The organism is Marinospirillum insulare DSM 21763 (assembly GCF_000686905.1).
Taxonomy (GTDB): Bacteria; Pseudomonadota; Gammaproteobacteria; order Pseudomonadales; family Halomonadaceae; genus Marinospirillum; species Marinospirillum insulare.
Map to the genome: position 1 here is coordinate 18,826 of NZ_JMLW01000004.1, position 26,160 is coordinate 44,985.

Genomic DNA, 26,160 nt, shown 5'->3' on the forward strand with positions numbered 1-26,160 from the left:
GCACTGAAATGAAAAACAACTATGAGGTAGAATACCCCACAGTTTACTTGCCTCACCCACCTATCAACAAGATGGAAATTTTTTATATGGCTCCCAGTATTTTTTTCTTGCACTTTATTGGCGTGGTAATTGTGCTTGTTGGCCTCACCCTTAAAGAAAAGCGCAAAAAAATTGGTCTTAGCCTTGCCATTATTGGTTTTTTAATTGGTACAGGGCCTGTTTGGTATGGTCACTTTATGGCACCTAGCCCTAGTGAAATGCGCCAAATTCAAATTCAGGAATACATGGTTCCTGATAAAAAATAAATTAACAAAAACTTATCGCTGCAACTTGTAACCCCCTCTTGAGTGGTTATAGTGTGCTTTTCATTATTTGCCGTCTAACTAGGTTTCTTAATCTATGCAAAATGCCCTACTAAAAAATAACTCTCTACTATCTCAGTTAAAAACCCAATTGCGTGAAACAACACCACGCATAGAAGGCCGCATTAAGGGCACTGACCGTGGTTTTGGTTTTCTAGAAACTGAAGATGGCAAAAGCTACTTTGTACCCCCACCCCATATGAAAAAAGTAATGCACGGTGATGTGGTTAAAGCCGTTTTACATGAAGAAACTGACAACAAAGGCCAAGCACGTGAAACTGCTGAGCCAGAAGAACTCATTGAAATGGGTTTAAATCGTTTTATTGCTCGGGTACAAAAAGTACAAGGCAAGCTAGCAGTAGTGCCAGACCACCCAAGTATTAAACAAGCCATTAAAGGTAAAGCTGCAAATGGCCTAGATGAAAAAAACCTCACCGAGGGTGATTGGGTTGTCGCTAATTTAGAGCGCCATCCATTAAAACCTAACGACACCAGCTTTTTTGTTGAGGTAACACAGCTTGTTGCCAAAAGTGATGACCACTATGCGCCTTGGTGGGTTATTTTAGCGCGTCATAATTTACCTCGCGAACAACCTGTAATAGATGAAGACTGGACTTTAACAGACCCAGAAGGCTTGGTTCGCCAAGATTTAACCTCAGACAACTTCTTTACCCTAGACAGCGAGTCTACTTTAGATATGGACGACGCTTTAGCCGTAACACCTCGTAGTGAGGGTGGCTGGGTATTAAAAGTAGCCATTGCTGACCCAACTGCTTATGTAGCAGAGGGTAGCGCGGCAGATCTTGAAGCTAAACTACGGGCTTTTACACTTTATTTACCTGCTCGCACGGTCACCATGCTACCCAAGGTTTTATCTGATGACCTTTGCTCGCTGGTTGAAAACCAACGTCGTCCTGCTTTAGTTGCAACCCTCACCTTAGACGAGTCGGGTGCTCAACTAGGGTCAACAGAGTTTTCAGCTGCTTGGATAGAGTCTAAAGCTAAGTTGGACTACTTAAAGGTATCAGATTGGTTAGAGGGTATAGGTGATTGGCAGCCTAGCTCACCAGACCTTGCCGAAGCTTTAAAAGCTCTCGAGGCTTTGGCTGCAGCACGTTTGGCTTGGCGACATAATAACGCGCTAGTATTTAAAGACTTTCCTGATTACCGCTTTGTATTAGATGCCGATGGAAAACTGGTCGATATTGTTACTGAAGAACGTCGTGTTGGTCATAAAATGGTTGAAGAAGCCATGCTGTTAGCCAACGTTTGTGCTGCCAACTTCCTAACCGAAAAAGCAGGCCAGGGTGTTTACAATGTTCACCAAGGTTTTGATTCAGAAAAAGTCGCTAGTGCAGTAGAGCTTATTGCTGAACAGGGTTTAACCTACCACGAAGAAGCATTTACCCCTGAAAACCTAGATACCTTGCTTGGTTTTAGGCACCTACGTCTTGCATTAGATAACTTAGAGTCTGGCTGGTTAGATGCACGCCTACGTCGTTACCAAGGTTTTTCTTTAGTGTCTATTCTACCTGGCCCCCATTTTGGCTTAGGTTTTCAAGGTTATGCCACCTGGACTTCTCCCATTCGTCGTTATGGCGATATGCTGAACCACCGCATTATTAAAGCTATTCTAGCGGGTAAAACTCCGCAACCTATTGATGAGAGCTTGCCTGAACAACTAACTGCAGCGCGTAAAACTAACCGCTTGGCAGAACGTGAAGTTAAAGATTGGCTGTATGCACGCTTTTTAGAAGAAAAAGTAGGCGAACGTTTTGAAGCAGAAATATTTAATATTAACCGAGGCGGTATGCGTGCTCGTTTAATCGCTAATGGCGCTGCTGTATTTATTCCTGGTTCTTCCATTCATGCAGTTAAAGATGAAATTATGTGTGATGCAGATAATAGCTGGATAAAAATTAAGGATGAAGTGCAATACCGTGTGACTGATAAAATTCAAATAGAGTTAACCGAGGTTAAAGTAGATCAACGTAGTTTAATTGCTCGCATTTCTGCCTAGATTTTAAAGCAAAAAAAAGCCACTCAGATATAAAAACTGAGTGGCTTTTTATTAAGGCTTTATTTTGGTTTTTTAAGCTAGCGCAGACCACGCATAAATTCATCAACACTCGATAAATCAACTTTAATATTGACTCTTAACGCTTCAAAGCCCCACAGCTGTGATGGGTCCACTCTCACCCTTTCGGTTGGATCACACACATACTTAACAGCAAAACCAGGCTCTTTCGTGCTATGTCTACGCGGTGAAGAGTGCATATTACCATCTGATTTTCTTATACTCGCCACCATGGGGACTTTAAAGTCAGACGTTCGACCTACCACTACGGCTAGCTCACCATTTTCTAAGCGCACATAAATGCCAGGTGGGTATAAACCTAATTCGTTAATAAATAATCGGGTTAGCTTATCGTCAAACTTACTGCCACGCTGAGTAAATAAGTCACGGAGTGATTCTGTCAGCTTAATAGGGCCGCGATAAACTCTAGGGGTAATCATTGCTGAGTAAACATCGGCTAAAGCAAGTATAAGTGCTTCTCGACGTATTTCTTCACCCTCTAGCTGCATAGGGTAGCCGCTGCCATCGAGCTTTTCGTGATGCTGCTCTACTAGCTGTAACCAGAGCTCATTTTCTACACCCGCTTCTTCTAATTGCCTTGCACTGAGCAATGGATGATTATTTACCAGTTTACGCTGCTGATCAGTTAAAGGCGTTTTCTGCTGATTCAAAGCTTTTTGGTAGGGGTTCATTGCCAAGTTGCTGGTTAAAGCTGCGGCTAGGGTGCTGATGCGAACGTCTTGCGTGACTTGTAATCTTTCTAGTATAAGTTCAGTTAAAATAGCAATTTGCATGGGGTGGTGTACATGGTATTCAAAACGGTCAGAAAGGTGGACCGCTCCCATGAGCGCATCGGCATCGTAGTTAACTAAACCTTGAATATGTGCTGCAATATCATAAACCTTACGTTCTACTCGACCCTCAGGCTGGATTCTTGAGAACTCCATTTCATTAAACAAGGTTTCTAGCTGAACACATAAATCATCAAATTCTGCAAAAGGGTTTACCCTGCCTTTAAAAACAAAAGGCTGTTTAACTTTTTTATGCTTAGGGAAATGAGCTAGTTTAATTTTTCTTATTTCTTTAGAAAAATACCCCACCTGCTCCAATAGTTTTTTATACATATCTGATTGAATAAGAGTACCCTTTTCAACCAGTTCTTGGCCGTCGGAATCACATATTTTATAAGGCGTAGGCTTGCCAACGACTAGGTCGTCCTGCTTTACCTTTAACAATTCAAACTGCTTCGATGACATAATGTTTCTCAAAAATACATTGTAATGCCTTACATTAGACCTTTCGACTAGAAGGTGTCAATAGTAAGCATACTTATTTACCTTATTTACAGGCCTTATACAATGGAGTTAACCAACTGAATTTTAAGTTTTTTTATTTAGTAATCACATAAATTGGTGATATAAAACCACGTTTTTTTGGTACAAAAAAAACACCAGGTTTTTAATCTGATGTTTTTTTAGAGAGCTTCTACTAACAAATAAAGTTTACATTCCTAAATAGGCCTCGCGCACCTTCTCATTACTAAGCAGTTCTTTACCCGTGCCTTGTAATACTACCTGCCCAGTTTCTAACACATAGCCTCTGTCTGCTAGTGCTAAGGCTTGGGATGCATTTTGTTCCACTAAAAAGATGGTCATGCCTTCATCTTTAAGCTCTCGCACGATTTCAAAGATTTCTTCAATGATTAAGGGTGCTAGCCCCATGCTAGGTTCATCTAACAGTAGTAGGCGTGGTCTAGCCATAAGTGCACGGCCCATGGCTAGCATTTGCTGCTGCCCACCTGAAAGCTCACCTGCTAGGTTATAGCGTTTTTGCCTTAAAATAGGGAATTTGCTGTACACCCTTTCTATATCGTCTTGAATTTCAGTGCTTTTACCCCGTGTATAAGCACCTAGCAAAAGGTTGTCATAAACCGTCATATCTTTAAAAACCTGGCGACCTTCTGGCACTTGAACAATGCCTTTACCTACGCGTTTATCTGCAGCTACTTTGGCTAGGTCTTCTCCATTAAACTGCATCTGGCCTTTGTCCATTGGCTGTAGCCCAGAAATAGTCATTAATAAAGTAGACTTACCAGCACCATTAGCGCCCACTAAAGAGACAATTTCTCCTGCATTAATGCTGATATCAACGTCATGCAAAACTTCAATTTGCCCATAAGAAGTCACTAGGTTTTTAATGGAGAGCATTTCCTGCCCTTCATGATGAGCCGTGACTCGTCCTGTATGCGCTAAACCTAAACCACCTAAACGCTCGGGTGTTAAACTTATAATTTTGTGGCGAAGGTCACGAAATTCTTCCCTAACCCTATCACCAAAGAGCGGGTCGTCCTGTTGGTCTCGAGCCGATAAAATACTATCCCAATCTTCATCGGTTAGTAGGTCTCTTGCTCTAGGAATAACCACACCTTCTTCTTTCTTTATGTGCTTACGCAAAGCTGCACTAAAGCGACTTAAACCATGACCAAAGGCTTCTCGACCATCTGGCCAATGAATCATGCAGTCTTTTAATAGTTGACGTAACTCTTGAAGCTTTTCATGCCCTATCACATAACCTTTCTCTAGTTTTTCTAGCAAAGGTATCGATTCTGCAGACTTTTCTTTTAATAGTTGGTACAAGCGTATTTCGGTTGGCTGGCTGTGTACTCGGTTAGAAAAGTGTTGGATATAGTCAAAAATAGCTCCAAACAGCAGTTCATCGGGTAGGGCTGCATTGATATTCATGTCCTGCTCTAGCAGGTCCATTAAATCAATAATACGCCATAAACCTTGGTGTTCACGAACAATAGTGCGAATGACTTGCTCACCACGTAAGCGAGTAGGCGCAACCTGATTTTGCTCTTGCGTCATGTTATTTGCCTCCACGCTTAGCCACCTAAATAGGCAGCAATGACATCTGGGTTATTACGAATTTCTTCTGGTGTGCCTTCGGCCAGTTTACGGCCATAATTGAGCACTAATAGTCGGTCTGAAATTCCCATTACTAGCTTCATATCATGTTCAACTAACACAACTGTAATACCTTGAGCAGCAATTTTTTTAATTAGCTCTTCTAAAGCTGCCGTTTCTGTGCCGTTTAAGCCTGCTGCGGGCTCATCTAGCAAAACCACCTTGGGGTTTGAAGCTAAAGCCCGCGCTATTTCTAAACGCTTTAATGCACCATAAGACATAGCTGAGGCATCGGTTTCTAGGTATTCACCACAGCCTACAAACTTCATAAGTTCTACCGCATGGTCACGGCAATCTTCTTCATCTTTTAGTAAAGAAGGTAGGCGTAGCATGGTGGTTAGAAAACTGCTTTTAAGCTGTAAGTGACGACCTAACATGACGTTTTCTAAGGCTGTCATATTCATACAAATTTGCATTTGCTGGAAAGTACGGCACATACCACGTTCAGCAAGCTGGTTAGGTTCTAAACCTACTACCATTTCACCGTTAAGCTTAATTTCGCCTTGGGTGGGTGTGTAAATACCCGTTATTAAGTTAAACAGAGTGGTTTTACCTGCGCCGTTTGGGCCAATAACTGAATAAATTTGCCCAGCATCAACACTAAAACTTAAGGCTTCAACTGCATGAACGCCACCAAAGGTTTTGCTTAACCCAGTTACCTCAATCAGAGCTGTCATGCTTGTTCCTCCGATTTCTTACGCTTTCTTTCTGCTAACTTATTTTGCAGGGTTGGAAACAAACCTTTGGGCATAAAAATCATTGTCAGCATTAGAATTAAACCAAACATCATCATTTCAAGTTCTTGAAAATCAGCTAAAACTTGAGGCAGTAATTTCAAAACCACTGCACCTAAAATCACCCCAAAAGTTGAAGCCATGCCACCTAAAACCACCATGGTAATAAGCACTATGGATTGTTCAAAACTAGCAAGGTGAGGGGTAATAAACCCTGAGAAGTGGGCATAAATACTGCCCATTAAGCTGGCATAAACAGCAGAAACAACAAAGACGAGACTTTTATAGTAGGACGTATCAACACCCACTACACGCGCCGCTATTTCTGAACCATGCACTGAACGCAGAGCACGCCCTATAGGTGAGTCAATAATATTTTCTGCTATCCAAACTGCAACAAGCAGTAGAAAACCAGCAAAGAAGTACCAAGCAACATCACCACCAAACTCAATACCAAAAAGAGAGTACTGATTAAATGAGCTAAGCTCCCAACCAAAAATACTAAAAGGTGCAACGGACATTCCATCTGGGCCACCCGTCAACCAGCCTTCGTTGTTAATAATAATGGCAATAATAAAACCCATTGCCAAAGTAGCCATGGATAAATAATGGCCTTTTAATTTTAAAATTGGTCGACCAACTAACCAAGCAAGCAAAGCAACAACGACTGCTGCAACTAGCATTGTTGGCAGGGGCGTCCAACCATAAGTGCCTGTCATAACAGCACTGAAATAAGCACCCACACCAAAAAAACCAGCATGGCCTAAGCTTATTTGTCCTGCAAAACCTACCAGCAAATTCAACCCAACAACGGTAGCTGCAAAAATGGCAATTTGCGTTGCTAAGTCATAGTGAAAGGGGTTGTTAAAAAATAATGGTAATAAGAGCACTATTACAGCCAAAACCACTAAGCCTTTTAAGCGCATTTGTAAAAAGTTTTTTAACATTAAACACGCTCCACTACACGGCTACCAAACAGACCACGAGGCATAAAGAACAACACTAGAAGTATCATTGAGAAAGCAACCGCATCTTTGTAGTCAGAAGAAATATAACCTGCTGTCATGGCTTCAACTATTCCTAGCAATAAACCACCAACAATTGCGCCTACACCGCTACCTAAGCCACCTAAGGCTGCAGCAACAAAACCTTTAAGACCTAGCATGATGCCTATGTCGTAAGAGGTAAAAGTAATAGGGGCAACAATAATTCCAGCTATCGAACCTAAAAGTGCCGATAGCATAAAGGCCAGCATTAGCACCATTTGTGTACGTATACCAACCAAACGTGCTGCATCCTTATTCATTGAGGTAGCTAGAATGGCTTTACCTGTCATGGTTCGGCTAAAGAACAAGACCAAAGCAACAACAAGAATAGCACCTATGCCAACCACCCAAAAACTTTGGCTATTTAGTACTGCACCAAAAGCATGAATAGGTTTATCGGTCGAAAAGTTTTTCATCACGTGGTATTGCTTGCCCCAAACTAGCTGGGCTACACCACGAATAAAAATAGATGCACCTATGGTAATAATAATTAAGGTAACAACATCTGCTTTTTTAGCGGGTGCTATAGCAAAACGCTGTAAACAAATACCGATAACCCCTGCGAGCAACACTGCTAGAACTATGGAAACAGGCATAGGTAATCCCATTCCAACAAATGAAACAGTAGCCATTCCACCAATCATTAAGAACTCGCCTTGGGCAAAGTTAATTACATGACTAGAGTTGTAAATAAGGGTAAAACCCAAAGCGATTAGTGCGTAGGTCGCACCAATGGTGATACCAGTAAAAAGGTACTGAATAAATTCTGCAAACATGTTTTAAATCTCGCACGACACCGTACAGCCCCTTAAGCTGAAATTATTAAGGGACTGTAAACGGGCTGGTTTAGAGTTGAATCAGTTGATCAGCTTCCACTTGCCATTTTTAACTTCCAAAATACGGAAGGAATCAGCGCTAAGACCGTTGTGGTCTGTAGAAGACATGTTGAATACACCTGTTACACCTACATAACCCTGAATGCTTTCAAGTGCTTTGCGCACTGCTTCACGGTCAGTACTACCTGCTTTTTCAATGGCTTCAACTGCTAGCATTAGGCCATCATGTGCGTAACCACCAAAAGTAGAAACCTGCATATTCCAACGCTCTTCATAAAGCTTCTTATAAGAGGTTACTACAGCTTTTTGAGGGTCACTATTAGGTAGTGAATCAGGTACTAACAAAGGAGAAGCAGGTAAACGCAAACCTTCACCCGCATCACCTAGTAAATCTAGGAAACGGTCAGAAGCTACACCATGCGACTGGTAGAAAGGTAGATCTATACCTAACTGAGCATAGTTACGTGTAACAATGGCAGGCGATTGACCAAAACCAAAGTTAAATACTGCTTCTACACCTGGAGTGTTACGAATACGCGTTAACTGGGCAGTCATATCGGTATCAGAAGGGCTGTAGGTTACATCAGCTACAATTTCCATACCCATTTTACCAACCAGGGCTAGGGTTTGCTCACGACCCGAACGGCCAAAACCACCCGTTCCTGAAATTAAGCCAATCTTAGTAATACCATGGCTTTTCATGTCTTGTAAGACACGTTCTGCTGCTGCACGGTCAGACTGAGGCGTTTTAAATACCCACTTTTTAACTGGGTCAGTAATTACTACAGCACCCGCTAAAGAGATAAAAGGCATACGCGCCTGCTCAATTAAAGGCACAGCAGCCATGGTTGCACCTGTAGTACTACCACCAACAATGATATCAACACGGTCTGAACGAACTAGGCGACTAGCAAAGTTACGCGCAGCCGATGCATCACCAGCATCATCGTAGTGAACTAATTCTAAAGGACGACCAATAACACCACCCACAGCATTAATACGTTCTACGTACAATTCTAGGGTTTTTAGTTCAGGGTCACCTAAGAAAGAAGCAGGGCCAGTTACAGATAGGAAGGATCCAATTTTAATTGGCTCAGCAGCTTGAGCACCAGTAAAGATACTTGCTGCCAAGGTTGCGGCTAGAAAGCCCGCACGACGTAAGATTTTCTTACTCATTATTTTTATTCTCCAAGCTTGGGGTAGTGACTACCCTCATTTATTTTTGTTTCCAAATACAGCTTACAGCAATTATTTTTTAAACATGTATCACTTAGCTCTAACACTAAAAGTAACTGACTTAGGTACCTAGCCAGCTAATATTTAGAATCAGAACCACTCCCGGCTCATTTAGCCATCAAATGAATCAAAAAAAGTGACACATTTGATGAGCTATATCAAAAACTATTGTATCACGACCTGCATGTCAACCAGTTTTGCCGCTAAAAATCAGCCCACAAAACCTAACATATGTCATGAAAATAGCTTAAGGCTTGATATATAAAGGTTTACCTCTTGTTAAAGCGCGGCATAATAGGCCAACCCTCTTTTTCCCTTTGTATAGAATTTTTGAGTGTATGACTGCAAAAAACCAACTGGACTTATTAGTCCATAATTTTCAGCAAAAGCGCCCCTTACGTGCTGGTTCATTAATTATTACTCTCTACGGTGATGCTATTGTTCCTCGCGGCGGCACTGTTTGGTTAGGTAGTTTAATGAAGCTGCTAGAACCTATGGGCATTAGTGAGCGCCTAGTTCGCACTTCAATATTTCGCTTAACCAAAGAGTCTTGGGTGCAAGCAGAAAAAGTGGGCCGCCGCAGCTATTACAGTCTTACCGGCCCAGGGTTAAGGCGCTTTGAACAAGCTTTTAAACAGGTTTACAACACGAATAGTGAGCAGTGGGTAGGCCGTTGGTGTCTAGTTTTCTTATCGCAACTTGAAAACAACAAACGACGTATCATAAAAGAAGAGCTTGAATGGATGGGGTTTGGTTGCCTAGCCCCTAATGTTATGGCACACCCACGCTTAGAGCGCACCGAAATTTTACCCCTACTTCAAGAGCGCGATACTTTAGATGACACCATTGTTATGCAAAGTGAACCTCAAGAACTACTCACTTCTCGCGCACTTAGGTTACAAGTTAAAGAAAGTTGGAACTTAGAACACCTGGCTAGCAGCTATGCAAAGTTCATTAATCAGTTCCGCCCACTTTGGCAAGAGCTAAGTATTGAAAACACCCTAACCCCTGAAGAATGCTTTATAGTTCGTACCCTTCTTGTGCACGAGTATCGCAAAGTGCTTTTGCGCGACCCTCAACTTCCTGATGAGCTTTTACCTGGTGATTGGGAAGGTCGAAGTGCTAGACAACTCTGTCGTAACCTTTACCGCGTTATTTATCAATGTGCTGAAACTTGGCTAGATGAAAACCTAGAAAATGCTTCTGGTCCATTACCCGCACCTAATGCCAACTTTTTTCTACGCTTTGGTGGTTTAAAATAAGACTGACAAGAAGCGATACAGAAAAAATCACAAAGAACACAAAAAGCTATCACTTGTTGCTGGCTTTTTTTTGACTTTAGTCTAGTATTCTACTTCGAAAATATGACATTCCTCCTGGCTCTCAAAAATAACTATCAGAGGAAAGTCGCTATGCTCACGCTAGTTCGTAACTTATCTGTACGAATAAAGCTCCTATTAATGGTCGTTCCACCACTAGTCGGCATGTTGGTTTACGCTGGCTTAAGTACCCGTAACGATTTACAGCTTTATACCGACCTGCAATTTCAGCAGCAGTTGGTAGATGCACGTATGCAACTGAATATAACGGCAAGTGAATATCAAAAACTAAGAAGCTCTTTGATGCTAGACGGTTCAAGCTCAGATCAACAGCTTCAAGCGAGTTTAAGCAAACTAATCAGCTTAACTAAAAGCTTGCCCCAAGATCTTCACCCCTATTTAAATGGTTTAGATTTACTGGCCAAACAAGCCAGTCAAAATAAAATAGACCTAGCAGGCTTGCTCAACTCAAGCTCTGCTCTAGCCACCTTGGGTTTGCGCTTAGAGCTTTACTCTAATCAGTTAGCTGGCTATTCCAACGGCCTGACTACTCGTTCCCATTCTGCGCATCATGCCTTAATGCTAGCAGTCAGCCGTTTACATGAAGAACAGCTTATTATGGCGCAAGCCTTTACCGCTAGTTATTTTCCTACGGGGGCTTATCCTCGCTTTGTACGCCTACTGAGTGAACAAAGTGTGTTTTTTGCTAACTTCAATAACAACCTGCCTGGCTCATCAAATTTAGGTTTAAAAGCTTGGCAACAAAGTGATGACTACCAGCAGCTCACACGAGTAAGAGCCACTGCTGAACAAATTTATTTGGATGGTAACTTTGGATTAAGCACTTCCACCCAAGAGTGGATGCAGCTCACTAACAAGTTATTAAATAATCCTATTGAGCAACAAGACCAACTACTTCAGCAGTTAAATACCCAGGTTGCTAACCAACTAGACTCAGCTTGGCAACGTCTTTTAATGATTGGGCTGTCTAATCTATTACTGGTTTTAACGGGCGCTTTGATTACCTGGTTTATTTACCGACAAATTAGCCTGCCCATGCTGCGGCTAACGCACACTATGGAAAAGGTAGCCGATGATTTAAACCTAACTCGCAAAATGGCTTTAGTTGGGGAAGATGAAACCGCTCAAGCAGCTCGTGCTTTTGACCGCATGCTAGAACAAGTTAGATTGTTATTGCAGCAGGTTATTAGTGCAACCGATGAGGTTTCTTCAAGTTCAAGCTTGGGCAAGCGAGTAGCTTCTAATTTAGAAGGGCAAGTTCAACAAGGCCAGCAACGCTTGAGTGAAATGCTAACCAGTGTGGAAGAACTTCATCAAGCCATTCATGGTATAGCAGCCAATGCCGAAACCAGCCAAGATGCTTCTCTTAATGCTAGCCAACTTGCTGCTCAGGGCAATGAGTTAATTCAAAGTTTAGAAAAAAATAACACCGCTTTATCTACCAGCCTACAAAACTCTGGAAATAAGGTGAATGAACTTGCTGAACATAGTGCCAAGATAGACAGTATTTTAGAGGTCATTAATGCCATAGCAGAGCAAACCAACTTGCTTGCCTTAAATGCAGCAATAGAAGCTGCCAGGGCAGGTGATGCTGGTCGAGGGTTTGCAGTTGTTGCTGATGAAGTACGCTCACTTGCTGCCCGCTCACGTGAAGCTACGATTGAAATTAGCCAATTATTAGATAGCAACCGTGTAGCAGCAGATGAAGCCGTAAAACAAATGCACACTAGCCTTAAACAAGCAGATGAAGTGAGCCAGCAATTAAAACAGGCTGACCAATCTTTGCAACAAATCAATACCGCTGTTGAAGGCATTCACTCTGCTAACGTAGAAACCGCAGCAGCGGCTAATCAGCAACGTGCCACAGCAGACCAGCTTAGTAACAATGCCACTGCAATGAATAACCTTTACCAAGAAACAACAGGTGCAGTAACAGAGCTTGAAAACAATAGCCAAGGACTAGAAAGCCTGCTGACTAGATTAGAGCAACAGCTAAAACGCTTTAAGACTTAACAAAAGCTTTCTTCTTGGTTATCAAGCAACAAAGCCCCAAAAGCTATGCCTTTGGGGCTTTTCTTAAAACCAGTTTAAAAGGCTAGTCAGCCATCAAAAAAGGCTGATGAAACTTTAAGTGCTCATCTATAAAGCTGGCAATAAAATAATAGCTATGGTCATAGCCTTCTTGCATTCGCAGCTCTAACGGGTAACCCGCTTCTTTAGCCGCAGCCACTAAGCTTTCTGGCTTTAACTGCTCAGCTAAAAAGTTATCACCTTCACCTTGGTCAATTAACATGGGGAGATGCACTTTAGCCTTAGCAATTAACTCACAGCTATCGTAAGCCTTCCAAGTTTCACGGTTATCACCTAAATAAGCGGTGAAAGCTTTTTCACCCCAAGGCACGTTGATAGGATTAACGATTGGGCTAAATGCCGACACCGAAGTAAAGCGTTCTGGGTTCTTCAGTGCCAAGGTTAATGCACCATGCCCACCCATAGAATGCCCACTAATGGCACGTTTGTCCGTTACTGGAAAAGCAGACTCAATTAAATCAGGCAATTCCTTTAAAATATAGTCTTCCATTTGGTAATGCTTGGCCCAAGGTGCTTGAGTGGCATTCAAATAAAAGCCTGCACCCTGCCCTAAATCATAGGCATCATCGTTGGCGACACCTTCACCACGAGGGCTGGTATCGGGCGCAACAAGCGCAATACCCAATTCAGCCGCCATGCGATGCGCACCTGCTTTTTGCATAAAATTTTCATCGGTACAGGTTAAGCCAGACAGCCAATAAAACACAGGCACCGACTGAGTTGCTGCTTGAGGTGGCAAATAAATAGCAAAACGCATATCACAACCCAACACCTTAGAAGCATGGGTATATTGTTTATGCCAACCGCCAAAACTACGGTTTTGGCTAGTATTTTTTAAACGATCCATTAAATAAACCTCGCAAATAGACGCATCTTAAAAATGAATAACACTACGAATTGACTTACCTTCGTGCATTAAATCAAAGGCTTCGTTAATTTTTTCTAGCGGCAGGGTGTAGCTAATAAAGTCATTCAAAGCGAATTTACCTGCTAGGTAATCTTCAACAATGCCTGGCAATTCAGAACGGCCTTTAACACCACCAAAAGCTGAACCACGCCAAACTCGACCAGTGACTAGTTGAAACGGACGCGTAGAAATTTCTTGCCCAGCGCCAGCCACACCAATAATGACCGACTCGCCCCAACCCTTATGGCAGCACTCAAGCGCGGAACGCATGACATCAACATTACCTATGCACTCAAAAGAATAGTCCACACCGCCATCGGTTAAATCAACAATGACTTCTTGAATGGGCTTGTCGTAATCTTTAGGGTTAATGCAATCAGTCGCACCCAGCTTTTTAGCCAGCTCAAATTTAGACTCATTAATATCTACAGCTATAATACGGCTAGCTTTAGCCATTACCGCACCAATAATCGCTGACAAGCCAATACCGCCAATACCAAAGATAGCTACAGTAGAACCCTCTTCAACCTTGGCGGTATTTAACACCGCGCCCATGCCAGTAGTTACGCCACAACCTAACAGACACACCTCTTCTAAAGGCGCTGCTTTATTCACCTTGGCTAACGAAATTTCTGGCAAGACGGTGTATTCAGAAAAAGTTGAACAACCCATATAGTGATAAATAGGCTGACCATCTTTATAGAAGCGTGTCGTGCCATCGGGCATTAAACCCTTACCTTGGGTTTCACGAATTTTTTGGCACAAGTTAGTTTTGCCCGATAAACAAAATTTACACTCACCACACTCAGGCGTATAAAGCGGAATCACATGGTCGCCCACGGCAACACTGGTTACACCTTCGCCTATCGCTTCAACAATACCACCACCTTCATGACCTAAAATAGCAGGAAACACACCTTCAGGATCTTCACCTGAAAGGGTAAACGCATCGGTATGGCAAACACCCGTGGCAATAATTTTTACTAGCACTTCACCCGCTTGTGGCGGCATAACATCCACTTCTTCAATCGACAGCGGTTGGCCAGGGCCCCAAGCAATAGCAGCACGGGACTTAATTATGGGTTGAGTCATAGCTTTCTCCAGGAAATTTTAGTTTGTAATAAATTCATCAAATTTTACTGTTTTGCTTAACATCATTAGCAAGCCAAGCCTTAATAAGTGACTGATAAGGTATATCCCTTTTATTAGCTTCAATTTTAATTCTTTCGAGTAGTGTTTCTGGTAATCTGAGTGAAATTGTCTTAGTTGAAGGCTTCAATTTTGGTAAAGAAGCCAGCTTAGCTTTATTCCAGTCCATATAATCTGAGGAGTCGTGACTTTCCCAAAACTTTCGTTCTTCAGTTTCGGTTTTAAACTCAGGCATCTCTTTTAACTTGTTCATAAGTAGCCCTCTCTTTATGGTGCATATCACGAGCAGAAATTATCCGTATCAAAGTTTCAGTATTTCGTAGAGTGAAAGTAATATGCAGTAGTCTAGTGTTATCAGTTTTACCAAGCGCATGAAATCGAGCTTCTTCATTACTGTGTTTAGAATCTTGCAACACAAGAAGTGGCTCATTAAAAAATATTTCTTCTGCCTCTGACTGGCTAACTTTGTGTTTTTCAGCACTTTTTCGGGAATTACCCTTATCCCAGTCAAAGCCAATAATCTGTGTAAAATCAATCATGAGTGTATATTACCATCATATACAAACGCGTTAAACTTATGGGGGTATTTTTATTAGAGCGCAAATTGTTTCTAAAAAGGTTACCAACCAGTTTTATAGTGTGTATAAAGTTTACTACTTAAGTGCACACCAAAACGACAAGCAAAAAAAAGCCCCTGATAAATCAGGGGCTTAAAGAATTTTTTGGCGGAGAAGGAGGGATTCGAACCCTCGATACGTTGCCGTATATCCGCTTTCCAGGCGAACGCCTTCGACCACTCGGCCACTTCTCCGCAAACTTTTTATAGGGAGCTACCCCTTAACAAGAGCCGCGTATAATACTGATAGATAAGACTTATTGCAAGCTTCAGTGCTTGCCTAGCGCAACGTAAGTACCTTCATAGCTAAAAGCTACCTCACCTGCTTGCTCCACCCAAACCTTTAGCTTCAATCTAGCGCGCCCTTTTTCATTCAACTGCTGTAAGAAACCTTCTTTATAGCTGGGGTCTACTGCTTCACAGCGCATTATAAAATCTTCTGTAATAGGCGCAGTAAAAGCATTGTTAGAATCTTTAACTACCACAGGGCAAAGCTGGTTTGTTTCATCTAAGAGCAGAGTAACAAAGCACCAGCCTAGTAGGGTGGCAATACCTGCCACACCACCACCAAAACCCGTACCCTTGTCATTCACTAGCGGTGCAAGCTCTAGATCGAAAGCTAAACGCTGCTTCTGCCAATAGATAGACTTAATACCCAAATGCTTTGTTAAGGGTATGGCTTCATTCAGCCAGGGTAAAAATGCTGCATTAACTGGCTTCATTTATGTCCACTTTTCTACAAAATCTGAGGTTTTACGTTCTGGTAAAGCTTTACGGCGACCAACAGGACTTCCCATATAAATAAATCCTAGCAGCTCATCAGCATCATTGAGTTTGAGTGACTGCTTAACCTTAGGGTCAAAACAAAGTGAACCTGAACGCCACATAGCCGCAAAACCTTCAGCTTCTGCGGCTAACAAAAGCCCATGAGCCACACAGCCAGCAGATAAAAGCTGTTCACTAGCAGGCACTTTTGGATGCTCTTGTATTTTAGCAATTACAGCTATCACTAAGGGGGCCCGATAGGTCATATTGCGTAAGCGGGTTAAATCTTCAATACTGGCACCCGGGTCTTCACAAAGCTTGGCTTGAGCAAATAGCTCTCCTAGCTGGCCTAATCCTTCATTCCGAAACTCAATTAATCGCCAAGGAGTTAATCCTGCATGATCTGGGGCTCTTAGAGCGGCTTGGTAAATTCGTTCCATTACCTGTCCTTCTGGTGCAGGCTCTATTAGTCTTGGATGTGAGTTTCTTCCTATCAGAAATTCAGTAACTTGCATAAAATAACCTCTGAGTTGCAAAAATTAATAGCTAGATAGTTGCTAGTCACTCTATAGAAGCTTAATCTTTATAGAATATCCACTAACATCAGTACTTTGAGGACAGCTTACCATGGCGTTATCTCCCTTGGCAGTTATGTTATTAGCCCAACTTGGGTTAGTGATGCTGGCAATTATTTTTTTTCAAAAACTGCAAAAGCGACGCCTTATTAAAGAAATAGATAGCCTTAAGTCACCTAGCCGACCTTTTTTTGCTGCAGAAAATGAAGCTGAGGCACCTAGCTTTGATCAAGACCAAGTCGAGCTACTTATGAATCGTATATTTCAGAAGTCACAACTGATTATCTCTGAAGTGCCTGCATCTAAGGCTCTCTCACTAGAGCAGCAAGAATTATTGCATAGCCTTGGTGAAATTTTAGGTATTCAATTAGATTCATCAAAAGCAGAACCCTCTATTAACCCAGCATCAATTGAAAATGAAGACATTATAACTCAACAAGAAATCGACTCTACATTAGGTAGAGAAGAAGCCCTTGAAGAATTTGAGATGGATGACTTTGAGAATCTAGAAACTAGCGATACAGCTACAGATGCTGATTCCGACTTAACTGAAGAAGAATATGAGCTACCCGAAGACAGTGTTCAGGTAGCTTTAGATAATATGGGTGATTTTGATATGGATGAATTTGAGTCTGAGCTCAGTAAGCTAGATGACTAAATACACCAGCCAAAAGAGTTACTGACGTAAACCACGCCCTCTTTCAAGAAGCCATAAAGCCAAACCAAACAATAAAACAATAAAAACACAAATGGCTGCTAAAGCTGCCCAAGCGTTAATATCTGAGACACCTAAAATACCAAAACGGAAAGTATTCACCATATAAAGCACTGGGTTAAACAAAGACAAACCCTGCCAAAATTCTGGCAATAGCTGAATCGAATAAAACACCCCACCTAAATAGGTTAGAGGCGTTAAAATAAAGGTTGGAATAATCGTAACGTCATCAAAGCTACGTGCAAACAAAGCATTAATAAAACCACCCGTAGCAAAAAGCACAGCTGTTAAAAAAACCACCGTTATAGTCAAAAATAAGTTATGAACGGTTAGGTCAGTAAAAAACAGTGCCATGATAGTGACAATTAAACCCACTAATAGGCCACGAGCTACACCACCTAGTACAAAGCCCGTTAAAATAACCCAGCTAGGTACAGGTGCCACTAACATCTCTTCAATAGATTTTTGAAACTTGCTGCTAAAAAATGATGAAGTCACATTAGAGTAACTATTGGTAATAACCGACATCATTATTAAACCAGGCATAATAAATTGCATATAGTTAAAGCCACCCATTTCACCAATTCGGCTACCAATTAGGTTGCCAAAAATAACAAAATACAGCGCCATAGTAATAGCTGGTGGCAAGAGTGTTTGCGCCCAAATACGCGTAAAACGACGTACTTCTTTAATTAGAATGGTGCTAAAAGCAACCCAGTAAATACGAACAGAATTCATCAGACACTCACTTCAGTAGTAATTTCATCAGCTTTAAAGCCACTTGCTGCTGTTTTATCAACCAGTGAAACAAACAGTTCTTCCAACCGGTTAGCTTTATTGCGTAAGCTAAGCACTTCAATTTTTTGTTCAAACAAAAGAGCAAACAGCTGGCTAATGTTTTGGCCTTTTTTTATTTCAACCTCTAGGGTAGTTGCATCTTCTAAATGGGTTCTAAAACCCTCTACTTTAGGTGCATCTATTAAAGGTTGAGCTAAATCTAACACAAAGGTTTCACTGGTTAATTCAGCCAGTAAAGCTTTCATACTGGTATTTTTAATAATTTCACCCTTGTCGATAATGGCAATATTTCGACACAGGCTTTCAGCTTCTTCTAAATAATGCGTGGTTAAAATAATCGTGGTACCTTGGCGATTAATTTCTTGCATAAAGCTCCACATAGAGCGGCGCAGCTCAATATCTACACCTGCTGTTGGCTCATCTAAAATAAGCAGTTTAGGGCGATGTACTAACGCTCTGGCTATCATTAAGCGGCGCTTCATACCACCCGACAACATGCGTGCCTGAGCATGACGCTTGTCCCACAAACCTAAATCACGCAATAGCTGTTCAGCACGAGGACGGGCTTCTTTTAAGGTTAATCCTTGATAACCCGCAGAAGTTAAAACTATGTCTTCTACTTTTTCAAACACACCAAAATTAAATTCCTGCGGTACCACGCCTATCAGTTGCTTGGCCTTAGCAAAGTCATCATCAATATCTACGCCAAAAATACTCACCTTACCGCCAGTTTTGCGAACTAGTGAGCATACTATGCCTAAAGTGGTTGATTTACCTGCACCATTAGGACCTAGCAAAGCAAAAAAATCGCCTTCTTTTACATCTAGGCTGATGCCTTTTAGGGCTTGAAAACCATTGCCATAGGTTTTTTGTAAATTGTGTATCGAAAGTGCTTTCATACTAAATTCATTTTCTCCGAACGCAGAGGGTGTCTTATTTAAAATAAAGTTTAATCAGTGGCTTGCTGTTCAGCTAAACGCTGCTGCTTTAATAGTCGCCTTGCCTGCCACAAACCCCACATAAATAGCAACATAGCGGCCCAAATAAGCGCAAAAGTAATTAGGCGCTCGGGTGGGTAATCTTCTTTAAGAATAACCACAGCAGAAATAAACTGCATGGTTGGGTTGATGTACATGATAAAGCCGACTACAGACAAGTCCAAGCGTTGTGCTGCTGCAGCAAATAACAACAAGGGTGCAGCAGTCATTAAACCTGAAGCCATTAACAGCAAACTAATTTGCCAAGAGCTACCGTAGCCTACAGAAGTTGAACTTAGATAAGCCCAGCCCAGCCAAATAAAAGCTAAGGGAAGCATCCAAAGCGTTTCTGCGGTTAATCCGTGTAAAGCATCCACTGGGTGTTGTTTACGAACCAAGCCATAAAAGCCAAAGGTTAAGGCTAAAGACAGTGGGATCCAAGGCAAGCTTCCTAAACTAATCAGCTCCCAAGCAACGGCTATTCCTGCTAACCAACCTGCAGCGGCTTGCCAAAAGTGAAGTTTTTCTTTTAAAAAAATACGTCCCAAAACCAAGCTGACCAAAGGCGTTAAAAAATAGCCTAAACTGGCTTCCATTACTCTTTGCTGACCCACTGCCCAAATAAATATAAGCCAGTTAGTCGCAATAAGAATAGAAGATAGGGCTAACCAACTTAAAGCAACAGGCTGTTTGAACAAGGCTAGCAAACCCCTGCCTCGCTTAAAAACTAGGCTAATAAATAAGGTAGCAACTAAAGACCAGATAACTCGGTGAACTAAAACTTCACTGGCAGTTACCGAACTAAGTAGACTAAAAAACAATGGGAAACAGCCCCAAATCATATAGGCTGCCAGTGCTAAACCTAAGCCTTGCATGGCGAATCTCGCTTAGTGGGTAAATTAAAACTAATAAGTCATTTATGCTTCTTGCCTTTTGATAAGGCTACTTTAGAGTGTAGACGCAGCAGTCTAACAAAAAGGATAATAACATGCTCACCTCCCAACGTATTAAGGTTCTTTTGGCAGGTATTTTTAGTCAAATATTATGTGTCGGTGTAGCGCGCTTTGCTTACACCCCTTTGTTACCCATTATGCAAGAGCAAACTTGGATGGGCGATGCCGCTGGCGGTTGGTTAGCAGCGGTTAATTACCTTGGGTATATTAGTGGTGCGCTTATTGCTGCTTCTATAAGTGACTTAAAACTCAAAGATACGCTTTACCGTTTGGGTTTAATTTTGGCAGTCACCACTACTGCTGCCATGGCTTTCACAGAAAACCTAACGCTATGGATGCTGTTACGTTATTTATCTGGCCTAGCTAGTGCTGGCTCTATGTTAATTGCTTCTGGATTAATTCTTAACTGGTTAATACGCCACGATCACCGTGGCGAACTAGGTATTCATTTTGCGGGCATAGGCTTAGGTATTGCCATTGCAGCCCTATCTGTAGAGCTAATGATTTATTTAAGTCAGGGTTGGGCAGAGCAATGGTTGTGGTTATCACTCTTAGGGTTTGCGCTAGCTATTCCTGCCTGGCTTTGGCTACCCAGACCTGAAGTAGGTAACACCACCTCAAATGGTTCTACGCTAACCGACAACCCACCCACCAGCCGTTTTATGTGGCTAATGATGGCGGCTTATTTTTGTGCTGGTTATGGCTATGTTATTACCGCAACCTTCATTGTGGCTTTTGTAGAACGTCAGCCTGAACTTGCTGGTATGGGTGCTATGTCGTTTGTATTAGTAGGCTTAGCCGCAGCACCCGCTGTTATGGTTTGGGATATTGTCGCTAGGCACACTGGTTATCTAAATGCCCTACTACTCACCTTAATATTGCAGGTAGGCGGTATTCTCTTACCCGTTATTTACCCAAGCTTGCCTGTTGTTTTCTTAAGCGCCATGTTGTTTGGTGGTACTTTTATTGGTTCTGTCAGCCTAGTGCTAACCATGGCAGGCCGACTTTACCCAACCAAACCAGCCAAACTCATGGGTAAAATGACTATTTCTTATGGGTCGGCACAGGTTATAGCGCCTGCTTTAACAGGCATGTTAGCGGCTAAACTGGGTAATTATGACTTAGGTTTATGGATAGCTGGTAGCTTTGTTGTAGTAGGTATAATCCTAGTGCTTTGGCTTAAATTCACCGATGAAACTGCTCAGCAGTTAGATGCTTCGGCTAAGCTAAGTAATACAACTAATAGCTAATTAACAGGCAAGCTTATGCCTGTAGATAAAGAACAAACTCATCTGCAGGCATAGGTTTAGCAAAATAGTAGCCTTGAAACTCATCGCATTTTAATTCAGCCAACATTTGCATCTGCTGTTGAGTTTCAACTCCTTCAGCCGTCACTTCCAAACCCAAACTATGGGCTAGTTGAATAACAGTTGTAACTAAAGCGTAGTCATCTGTATCATTTTCCATATCACGCACAAAAGACTGATCTATTTTTAACTTATCTACAGCGAAGCGTTTTAGGTAAGAGAGGTTAGAATAACCCGTTCCAAAATCATCGATAGACAGTTGTACACCTAGCTCTTTTAGTTGACTAAGCATTTGTAATAAGCGCTTCTGATCTTTCAATAACAGGCTTTCTGTTAATTCCAACCCTAAGTACTGCGGCTCTAATCCGCTGGTAGCGAGTGCTTTTTTAACCGTTTCTACCAAGTCACCTTTACGAAATTGCACGGCAGATAAATTAACCGACATAACAAAAGGTGGAATACCGGTTTGCTGTATTTTTATTGCTTGTTGGCAAGCTTGATTGAGTACCCATTCACCTATAGGAACAATTAAACCGCTATCTTCGGCTAATGGAATAAAGCGGGCGGGGGAAACAAAACCTAACTCTGGATGCTCCCAACGCAGTAATGCTTCTGCACCAATTATTTGAGTGCCTGTTGAGTCATATTGTGGTTGATAGTTCAGGCTTAGTTCTTGGTTTTCTAGAGCTACTCGTAATTTACTTAATAAGCTAATGCGCTCTTGTGCTTCTTCCTGCATGTTTTTTTCAAAAAACTGATAGTTATTACGACCATCTGATTTAACCGCATACATGGCGGTGCTAGCATTGCGAAATAGGGTTGTAAAATCTTGCCCATCTGCAGGGTAGCTAGCTATACCAACGGAAGAGTTAGTAGCTAAATCATAAGAGTCGACATTCACTGGATGAGACAGGTGGCTTTGTAAGTTTTCAACAAAATCAATTATAAAAGCTTTATTAGGTAGGTTAGTTAGCAAGACTAAAAACTCATCGCCACTGTACCGACTAACCAAGCCTTGATTAGCTACCAAAAGCTGTAGCTTTTTAGCCAGCACACAAAGAAACTTGTCGCCAACATCATGCCCTAAAGAGTCATTCACATCTTTAAAGTGATCTAAGTCGATGTAAATAAGTGCACACTGACAAGCTGTACCTTTGCAACGCTGCATCTGCTCTTCAGCTTGCTTAACAAAGTAAACTTTATTCATTAGCCCTGTTAATTGATCAAAATGGGCTAGGTTTTCTATGTAAGCACGACTTGCTTTTCTTTCTGTAACATCCGTAGCAATAGTCCCACTACCTAACAAGCACCCATTAGAGTCGATGACTGGAAAATGAATGGTTTCAAAAGCTATTTTTTTATCGTCAAACACTACTACATCTTCTGTGACACAAGCCTCTACTTGCCCCCTCACTTGCTCTAAACTTAAAGCAACCCTTTGTGCTAACTGAATGGGTAAAACCTCATGAAAGGTTTTATTTAAAATTTGCTCTTTACTTTTACCAACTAATTTTTCAAAAGCAGGGTTAACAAGGGTGTAACGATTCAAAGTATCTTTTACAGAAACACTGGAAGGTATATTGTCAATAAAAGCAGTATTTAAGGCTTGAGTGGCTCTTAAACTGGCGCTACTTTCAGCTACTAAGCTTTCTAAGCGTTGTTCATTCTTTTTTAAATCACTAAAAAGCAATTCATAGGGTGTTAATAAGCCAGTAACCAAAATAGCCCGGTAAATTAAGTAGGTAGAAACTAACAAAAGGTGATGGCCTAGCTGATTTGCAAAGTCGAAAACGCCTATATACTGAGTAAATGCAAAGCTGCTCAGGGCGTTACACAGCATGGCAGCCGCTAACAGCCAACGAACGTCTTTTTCCAAATGGTTTTTAGCGTTTAATAATAAGAAGGCACTGGCTAAAAAGGCCAGAATCATCACCCACTCACTGTAAATTTTAAAAGGTGTAAGTCCTTTACCTTCTATAAAAGCATCAGGAAACTGCCCATTAAAAATGGTCACACAGAAAAGAGTAGCTAGTAGTCCAAACCCTAAGAAGTTGCTAGGTATATGTACTTTTTTACCTAAAGACAAGACAGCAACTAAAACCGCCAAGGCTTCTAAGTAACGAAAAGCTAACCATAACTGAGTGGGAATATTAGGATCATCTAGCGCCATTAACCCCATGCCTTTGTAGGTTAAAGTATGCAATAGCTCTAATACGCCTATAAAACCTGCGGCGATAGAAAGAACCAGCAAAGCGCTATTATTACTCCAGCGTCGGGTATGCCATCCCAAGACAAAAACACCACCCAGCACAACCACTCTGAGCAGCTCAACTAGGGTGTGATAAAGCAAAAAGTTAAAGCTTGCTAGTACACTTAAAGCTAAAAGTGTAGAAAATAGAATTGCTACTTGATGCCAACCAAATAACAGTTTGCGTATCATGCCTTAACCTCGGTATTGCTATTTTTGTTCAACGAGTAGCTTACCGCCCACATTATTCATTAACTCCGCAAAACCTGGAAAAGATGTATTCACCACTGCGCAGTCTTTAATATGAATATTGCCACTAGCTCGTAAACCGGCCACGGCAAAGCTCATGGCAATTCGGTGGTCGTGATGGCAAATAATTTCTGCTGAACCAAACACTTCTGCTTGCTCACCTTTGCCAATAATTTGAATGCCATCGTCTAATACAGTGCATTCAACGCCTAAATCTAATAAACCATCGGCCATCACTTGTATGCGATCCGATTCTTTAACACGTAATTCTTCAGCACCGCTTAAGGTGGTTACCCCTTCGGCACAGGCTGCAGCAATAAATAGCACAGGAAATTCATCAATCGCTAAAGGTACTTGGTCTTCAGGTATGGCAATGCCTTTTAAAGGTGCATAACGCACACGAATATCAGCTACGGGTTCGCCACCCACTTCTCTTTGATTAGACAATTCTAAATCAGCACCCATTAAACGTAAAATATTAATCACGCCATCACGGGTCGGGTTAATGCCCACGTGCTCTAGGGTTAAATCACTGCCGGGCATAATCGCTGCGGCAACCATAAAAAAGGTCGCTGAAGAAATATCCGCTGGAATATCGATTTCTGTGGCCGTTAATTTGCCACCACCCGTTAAACTAACGGTTGCGCCTGCTTGGCTTACTGTATAACCAAAGCCTTTTAACATGCGTTCAGTGTGGTCACGAGTGGGTGCTGGCTCAGTCACCTGAGTCTCACCTTCTGCCCACAAGCCAGCTAAAAGCAAACAAGACTTAACCTGTGCCGAAGCCATGGGTAAATCGTAGTTGATGCCCTTTAAAGGCTTACCACCGGTAATTTTTAAGGGTGGGCGGCCTTGGTCAGCGGTGGCTATTTCTGCACCCATTAAACGTAACGGGTCGGCAACACGGTTCATGGGTCGTTTGCTTAAGGAGGCATCGCCTGTTAGTTCAGTATCAAAAGGTTGGGCGGCCAACAAACCTGCTAGTAAACGCATGGTTGTGCCTGAATTACCTAAATACAGCGGCCCTTGTGGCTTTTTCAAGCCGTGCATACCCACGCCATGAATAGTTACTTGGCCGTTATGTGGGCCTTCAATTAAAACCCCCATATCACGAAAAGTTTGTAGGGTAGCTAGTGCATCTTCACCTTCCAAAAAACCCTTAACCTGGGTGGTGCCTTCGGCCAAAGCGCCTAACATAATGGAACGGTGCGAAATGGACTTATCACCGGGTACTCGAATTGTGCCTTTAATGGTTTTAGCACCAGGCTGAGTTATAAAATTAAGTGTTGTTGTTTGCATGGTTTGATAGCCCGTTTCATTCAATAGCGCTGTAAAATAGTCTCTTGCTGACTTGGCTCGTGTAAAGCTACTCACGAGTGCTTCAGCATCTTGGGATTCAACAGCTGTTTTTAGCCGTTCTACCCCTTCCATAAATTCATCCAATGCCTCTAAGGTGGCATCACGATTGGCTAGAAATATATCTCGCCACATAACAGGGTCACTTGCAGCCACACGGGTAAAGTCACGAAAGCCACCCGCTGCATAGCGAAAAATTTCTAAACGCTCATCTTTTCTAGCTAAAGTTTCAACCAAAGAAAAAGCTAATAGGTGGGGTAAATGACTGGTTCTTGCCAAAACTTGATCATGCTTTTTCACATCCATTTCGATGACTTCAGCACCACAGGCTTGCCATAGTTGCTTAACCAAGCCGATAGCTTCAGCAGCATTGTTTTCAGTCGGGGTTAAAATCACTGTTCGACCCACAAACAAATCAACTTTCGAAGCTAAAACACCGCTTTTTTCAGCGCCAGCTATGGGGTGACCTAAAACTAAGCGAGCGGGAAGCTCATTAAATACTTTTTTGGCAGCTTCTAAAACAACTGCTTTGGCAGAACCCACATCGGTTACCACAGCAGTAGGTTTTAAGTGGGGTTTTAGCGCTGCTAATACTGGCTCCATTGCCAATACTGGCACGGCCAAAAGAATTAAATCAGCATCGGGGGCCAGCTCTGCTAAAGATGCACTGGCTTGATCGACCACACCTAAAGATAGAGCTCCTTGGCGCTCGTCATAAGCTAGGTCAACACCTAAATAGTGGTTAGCAAAACCAGCACGTCTAGCGGCTAGGGCAACCGAACCACCGATTAACCCTAAACCAACCACTAAGAGCTTATTCACCTTTAAAAGCTCATCAACCTTCTGCATACCTTCTG

23 protein-coding genes and 1 tRNA gene are annotated in these 26,160 nt (G+C 42.1%); 6 read left to right on the top strand and 18 right to left on the bottom strand.

All coding sequences use genetic code 11. The features are described from left to right. Positions 1-86 precede the first annotated feature (86 nt). Positions 87-305 carry a hypothetical protein gene (locus BP27_RS0101610; protein WP_150112006.1) on the top strand — a complete coding sequence of 73 codons (219 nt, stop codon included), beginning with the start codon at positions 87-89 and terminating at the stop codon, positions 303-305. 94 nt (positions 306-399) lie between these two features. Continuing rightward, on the top strand, positions 400-2,382 hold the full coding sequence (locus BP27_RS0101615) for an exoribonuclease II (protein WP_027850051.1): 1,983 nt from the start codon (positions 400-402) through the stop codon (positions 2,380-2,382). Positions 2,383-2,459: 77 nt separating this feature from the next. On the opposite strand, the gene BP27_RS16620 is transcribed toward BP27_RS0101615, so the two are convergent. The 6 genes from BP27_RS16620 to BP27_RS0101645 all read right to left on the bottom strand — a co-directional run bounded on the left by BP27_RS16620 (position 2,460) and on the right by BP27_RS0101645 (position 9,197). Further along, entirely contained in the window at positions 2,460-3,695 is a 1,236-nt protein-coding gene (locus tag BP27_RS16620) for an HD-GYP domain-containing protein (protein WP_084324474.1), read from the bottom strand. A 246-nt stretch (positions 3,696-3,941) separates the two neighbouring features. Then, positions 3,942-5,306, bottom strand: coding sequence for an ATP-binding cassette domain-containing protein (locus tag BP27_RS17560; protein WP_150112007.1), 1,365 nt, complete (start codon positions 5,304-5,306; stop codon positions 3,942-3,944). Between the two features lie 17 nt (positions 5,307-5,323). After that, a complete protein-coding gene (locus tag BP27_RS0101630) occupies positions 5,324-6,082 on the bottom strand; it encodes an ABC transporter ATP-binding protein (RefSeq protein WP_027850053.1) in 759 nt (252 codons plus the stop codon). Then, entirely contained in the window at positions 6,079-7,086 is a 1,008-nt protein-coding gene (locus tag BP27_RS0101635) for a branched-chain amino acid ABC transporter permease (RefSeq protein WP_027850054.1), read from the bottom strand. The genes BP27_RS0101630 and BP27_RS0101635 overlap by 4 nt, the downstream gene beginning before the upstream one ends. Continuing rightward, positions 7,086-7,961 carry a branched-chain amino acid ABC transporter permease gene (locus BP27_RS0101640; protein ID WP_027850055.1) on the bottom strand — a complete coding sequence of 292 codons (876 nt, stop codon included), beginning with the start codon at positions 7,959-7,961 and terminating at the stop codon, positions 7,086-7,088. The genes BP27_RS0101635 and BP27_RS0101640 overlap by 1 nt, the downstream gene beginning before the upstream one ends. An 81-nt stretch (positions 7,962-8,042) precedes the next feature. Then, a complete protein-coding gene (locus BP27_RS0101645) occupies positions 8,043-9,197 on the bottom strand; it encodes an ABC transporter substrate-binding protein (protein WP_027850056.1) in 1,155 nt (384 codons plus the stop codon). Between the two features lie 398 nt (positions 9,198-9,595). Here BP27_RS0101645 and paaX point away from each other — a divergent pair, with 398 nt between their 5' ends. Together paaX and BP27_RS0101655 are read left to right on the top strand one after the other, a co-directional pair. After that, positions 9,596-10,519, top strand: coding sequence for a phenylacetic acid degradation operon negative regulatory protein PaaX (gene paaX / locus BP27_RS0101650; protein ID WP_027850057.1), 924 nt, complete (start codon positions 9,596-9,598; stop codon positions 10,517-10,519). A gap of 150 nt (positions 10,520-10,669) precedes the next feature. Next, entirely contained in the window at positions 10,670-12,610 is a 1,941-nt protein-coding gene (locus BP27_RS0101655) for a methyl-accepting chemotaxis protein (RefSeq protein ID WP_027850058.1), read from the top strand. A gap of 82 nt (positions 12,611-12,692) precedes the next feature. Here the strand turns inward: BP27_RS0101655 and fghA are convergent, their stop codons facing one another. The 7 genes from fghA to BP27_RS0101690 all read right to left on the bottom strand — a co-directional run bounded on the left by fghA (position 12,693) and on the right by BP27_RS0101690 (position 16,640). Further along, positions 12,693-13,535, bottom strand: coding sequence for an S-formylglutathione hydrolase (gene fghA / locus BP27_RS0101660; RefSeq protein WP_027850059.1), 843 nt, complete (start codon positions 13,533-13,535; stop codon positions 12,693-12,695). Between the two features lie 27 nt (positions 13,536-13,562). Then, a complete protein-coding gene (locus tag BP27_RS0101665) occupies positions 13,563-14,687 on the bottom strand; it encodes an S-(hydroxymethyl)glutathione dehydrogenase/class III alcohol dehydrogenase (RefSeq protein WP_027850060.1) in 1,125 nt (374 codons plus the stop codon). Between the two features lie 37 nt (positions 14,688-14,724). Beyond that, complete coding sequence (locus BP27_RS0101670; protein WP_027850061.1) at positions 14,725-14,997, bottom strand: BrnA antitoxin family protein; 273 nt, start codon at positions 14,995-14,997, stop codon at positions 14,725-14,727. Continuing rightward, the gene (locus tag BP27_RS0101675) at positions 14,972-15,283 is read right to left on the bottom strand and encodes a BrnT family toxin (protein ID WP_027850062.1); all 312 of its coding nucleotides are present in this window, start codon (positions 15,281-15,283) and stop codon (positions 14,972-14,974) included. Before BP27_RS0101675 ends, BP27_RS0101670 begins: the two co-directional genes overlap by 26 nt. A gap of 184 nt (positions 15,284-15,467) precedes the next feature. Beyond that, positions 15,468-15,555, bottom strand: a tRNA-Ser gene (locus BP27_RS0101680). A gap of 74 nt (positions 15,556-15,629) precedes the next feature. Further along, positions 15,630-16,082: a YiiD C-terminal domain-containing protein gene (locus tag BP27_RS0101685; protein ID WP_027850063.1), complete on the bottom strand. Its 453-nt coding sequence runs from the start codon at positions 16,080-16,082 to the stop codon at positions 15,630-15,632. Continuing rightward, positions 16,083-16,640 carry a nitroreductase family protein gene (locus tag BP27_RS0101690; RefSeq protein ID WP_027850064.1) on the bottom strand — a complete coding sequence of 186 codons (558 nt, stop codon included), beginning with the start codon at positions 16,638-16,640 and terminating at the stop codon, positions 16,083-16,085. It abuts the gene before it with no gap. 112 nt (positions 16,641-16,752) lie between these two features. Between BP27_RS0101690 and BP27_RS0101695 the strand changes: the two genes are divergently transcribed. After that, a complete protein-coding gene (locus tag BP27_RS0101695; protein WP_027850065.1) occupies positions 16,753-17,358 on the top strand; it encodes a hypothetical protein in 606 nt (201 codons plus the stop codon). Between the two features lie 18 nt (positions 17,359-17,376). On the opposite strand, the gene BP27_RS0101700 is transcribed toward BP27_RS0101695, so the two are convergent. From BP27_RS0101700 to rarD, 3 genes are read right to left on the bottom strand one after another with little or no spacing between them, the layout of a single operon-like run. Further along, positions 17,377-18,153, bottom strand: a complete 777-nt coding sequence (locus BP27_RS0101700; protein WP_027850066.1) for an ABC transporter permease — start codon at positions 18,151-18,153, stop codon at positions 17,377-17,379. Next, on the bottom strand, positions 18,153-19,112 hold the full coding sequence (locus tag BP27_RS0101705) for an ABC transporter ATP-binding protein (RefSeq protein WP_027850067.1): 960 nt from the start codon (positions 19,110-19,112) through the stop codon (positions 18,153-18,155). The genes BP27_RS0101700 and BP27_RS0101705 overlap by 1 nt, the downstream gene beginning before the upstream one ends. 50 nt (positions 19,113-19,162) lie before the next feature. Further along, a complete protein-coding gene (rarD, locus tag BP27_RS0101710) occupies positions 19,163-20,065 on the bottom strand; it encodes an EamA family transporter RarD (RefSeq protein WP_027850068.1) in 903 nt (300 codons plus the stop codon). Positions 20,066-20,178: 113 nt separating this feature from the next. Between rarD and BP27_RS0101715 the strand changes: the two genes are divergently transcribed. Continuing rightward, positions 20,179-21,393, top strand: a complete 1,215-nt coding sequence (locus tag BP27_RS0101715) for a YbfB/YjiJ family MFS transporter (RefSeq protein ID WP_027850069.1) — start codon at positions 20,179-20,181, stop codon at positions 21,391-21,393. Positions 21,394-21,406: 13 nt separating this feature from the next. Here BP27_RS0101715 and BP27_RS16625 read toward each other — a convergent pair whose 3' ends face one another. Further along, positions 21,407-23,890 carry a bifunctional diguanylate cyclase/phosphodiesterase gene (locus BP27_RS16625; RefSeq protein WP_051610133.1) on the bottom strand — a complete coding sequence of 828 codons (2,484 nt, stop codon included), beginning with the start codon at positions 23,888-23,890 and terminating at the stop codon, positions 21,407-21,409. A gap of 18 nt (positions 23,891-23,908) precedes the next feature. Beyond that, complete coding sequence (locus BP27_RS0101725; RefSeq protein WP_027850070.1) at positions 23,909-26,152, bottom strand: bifunctional prephenate dehydrogenase/3-phosphoshikimate 1-carboxyvinyltransferase; 2,244 nt, start codon at positions 26,150-26,152, stop codon at positions 23,909-23,911. Between the last annotated feature and the right edge of the window lie 8 nt (positions 26,153-26,160).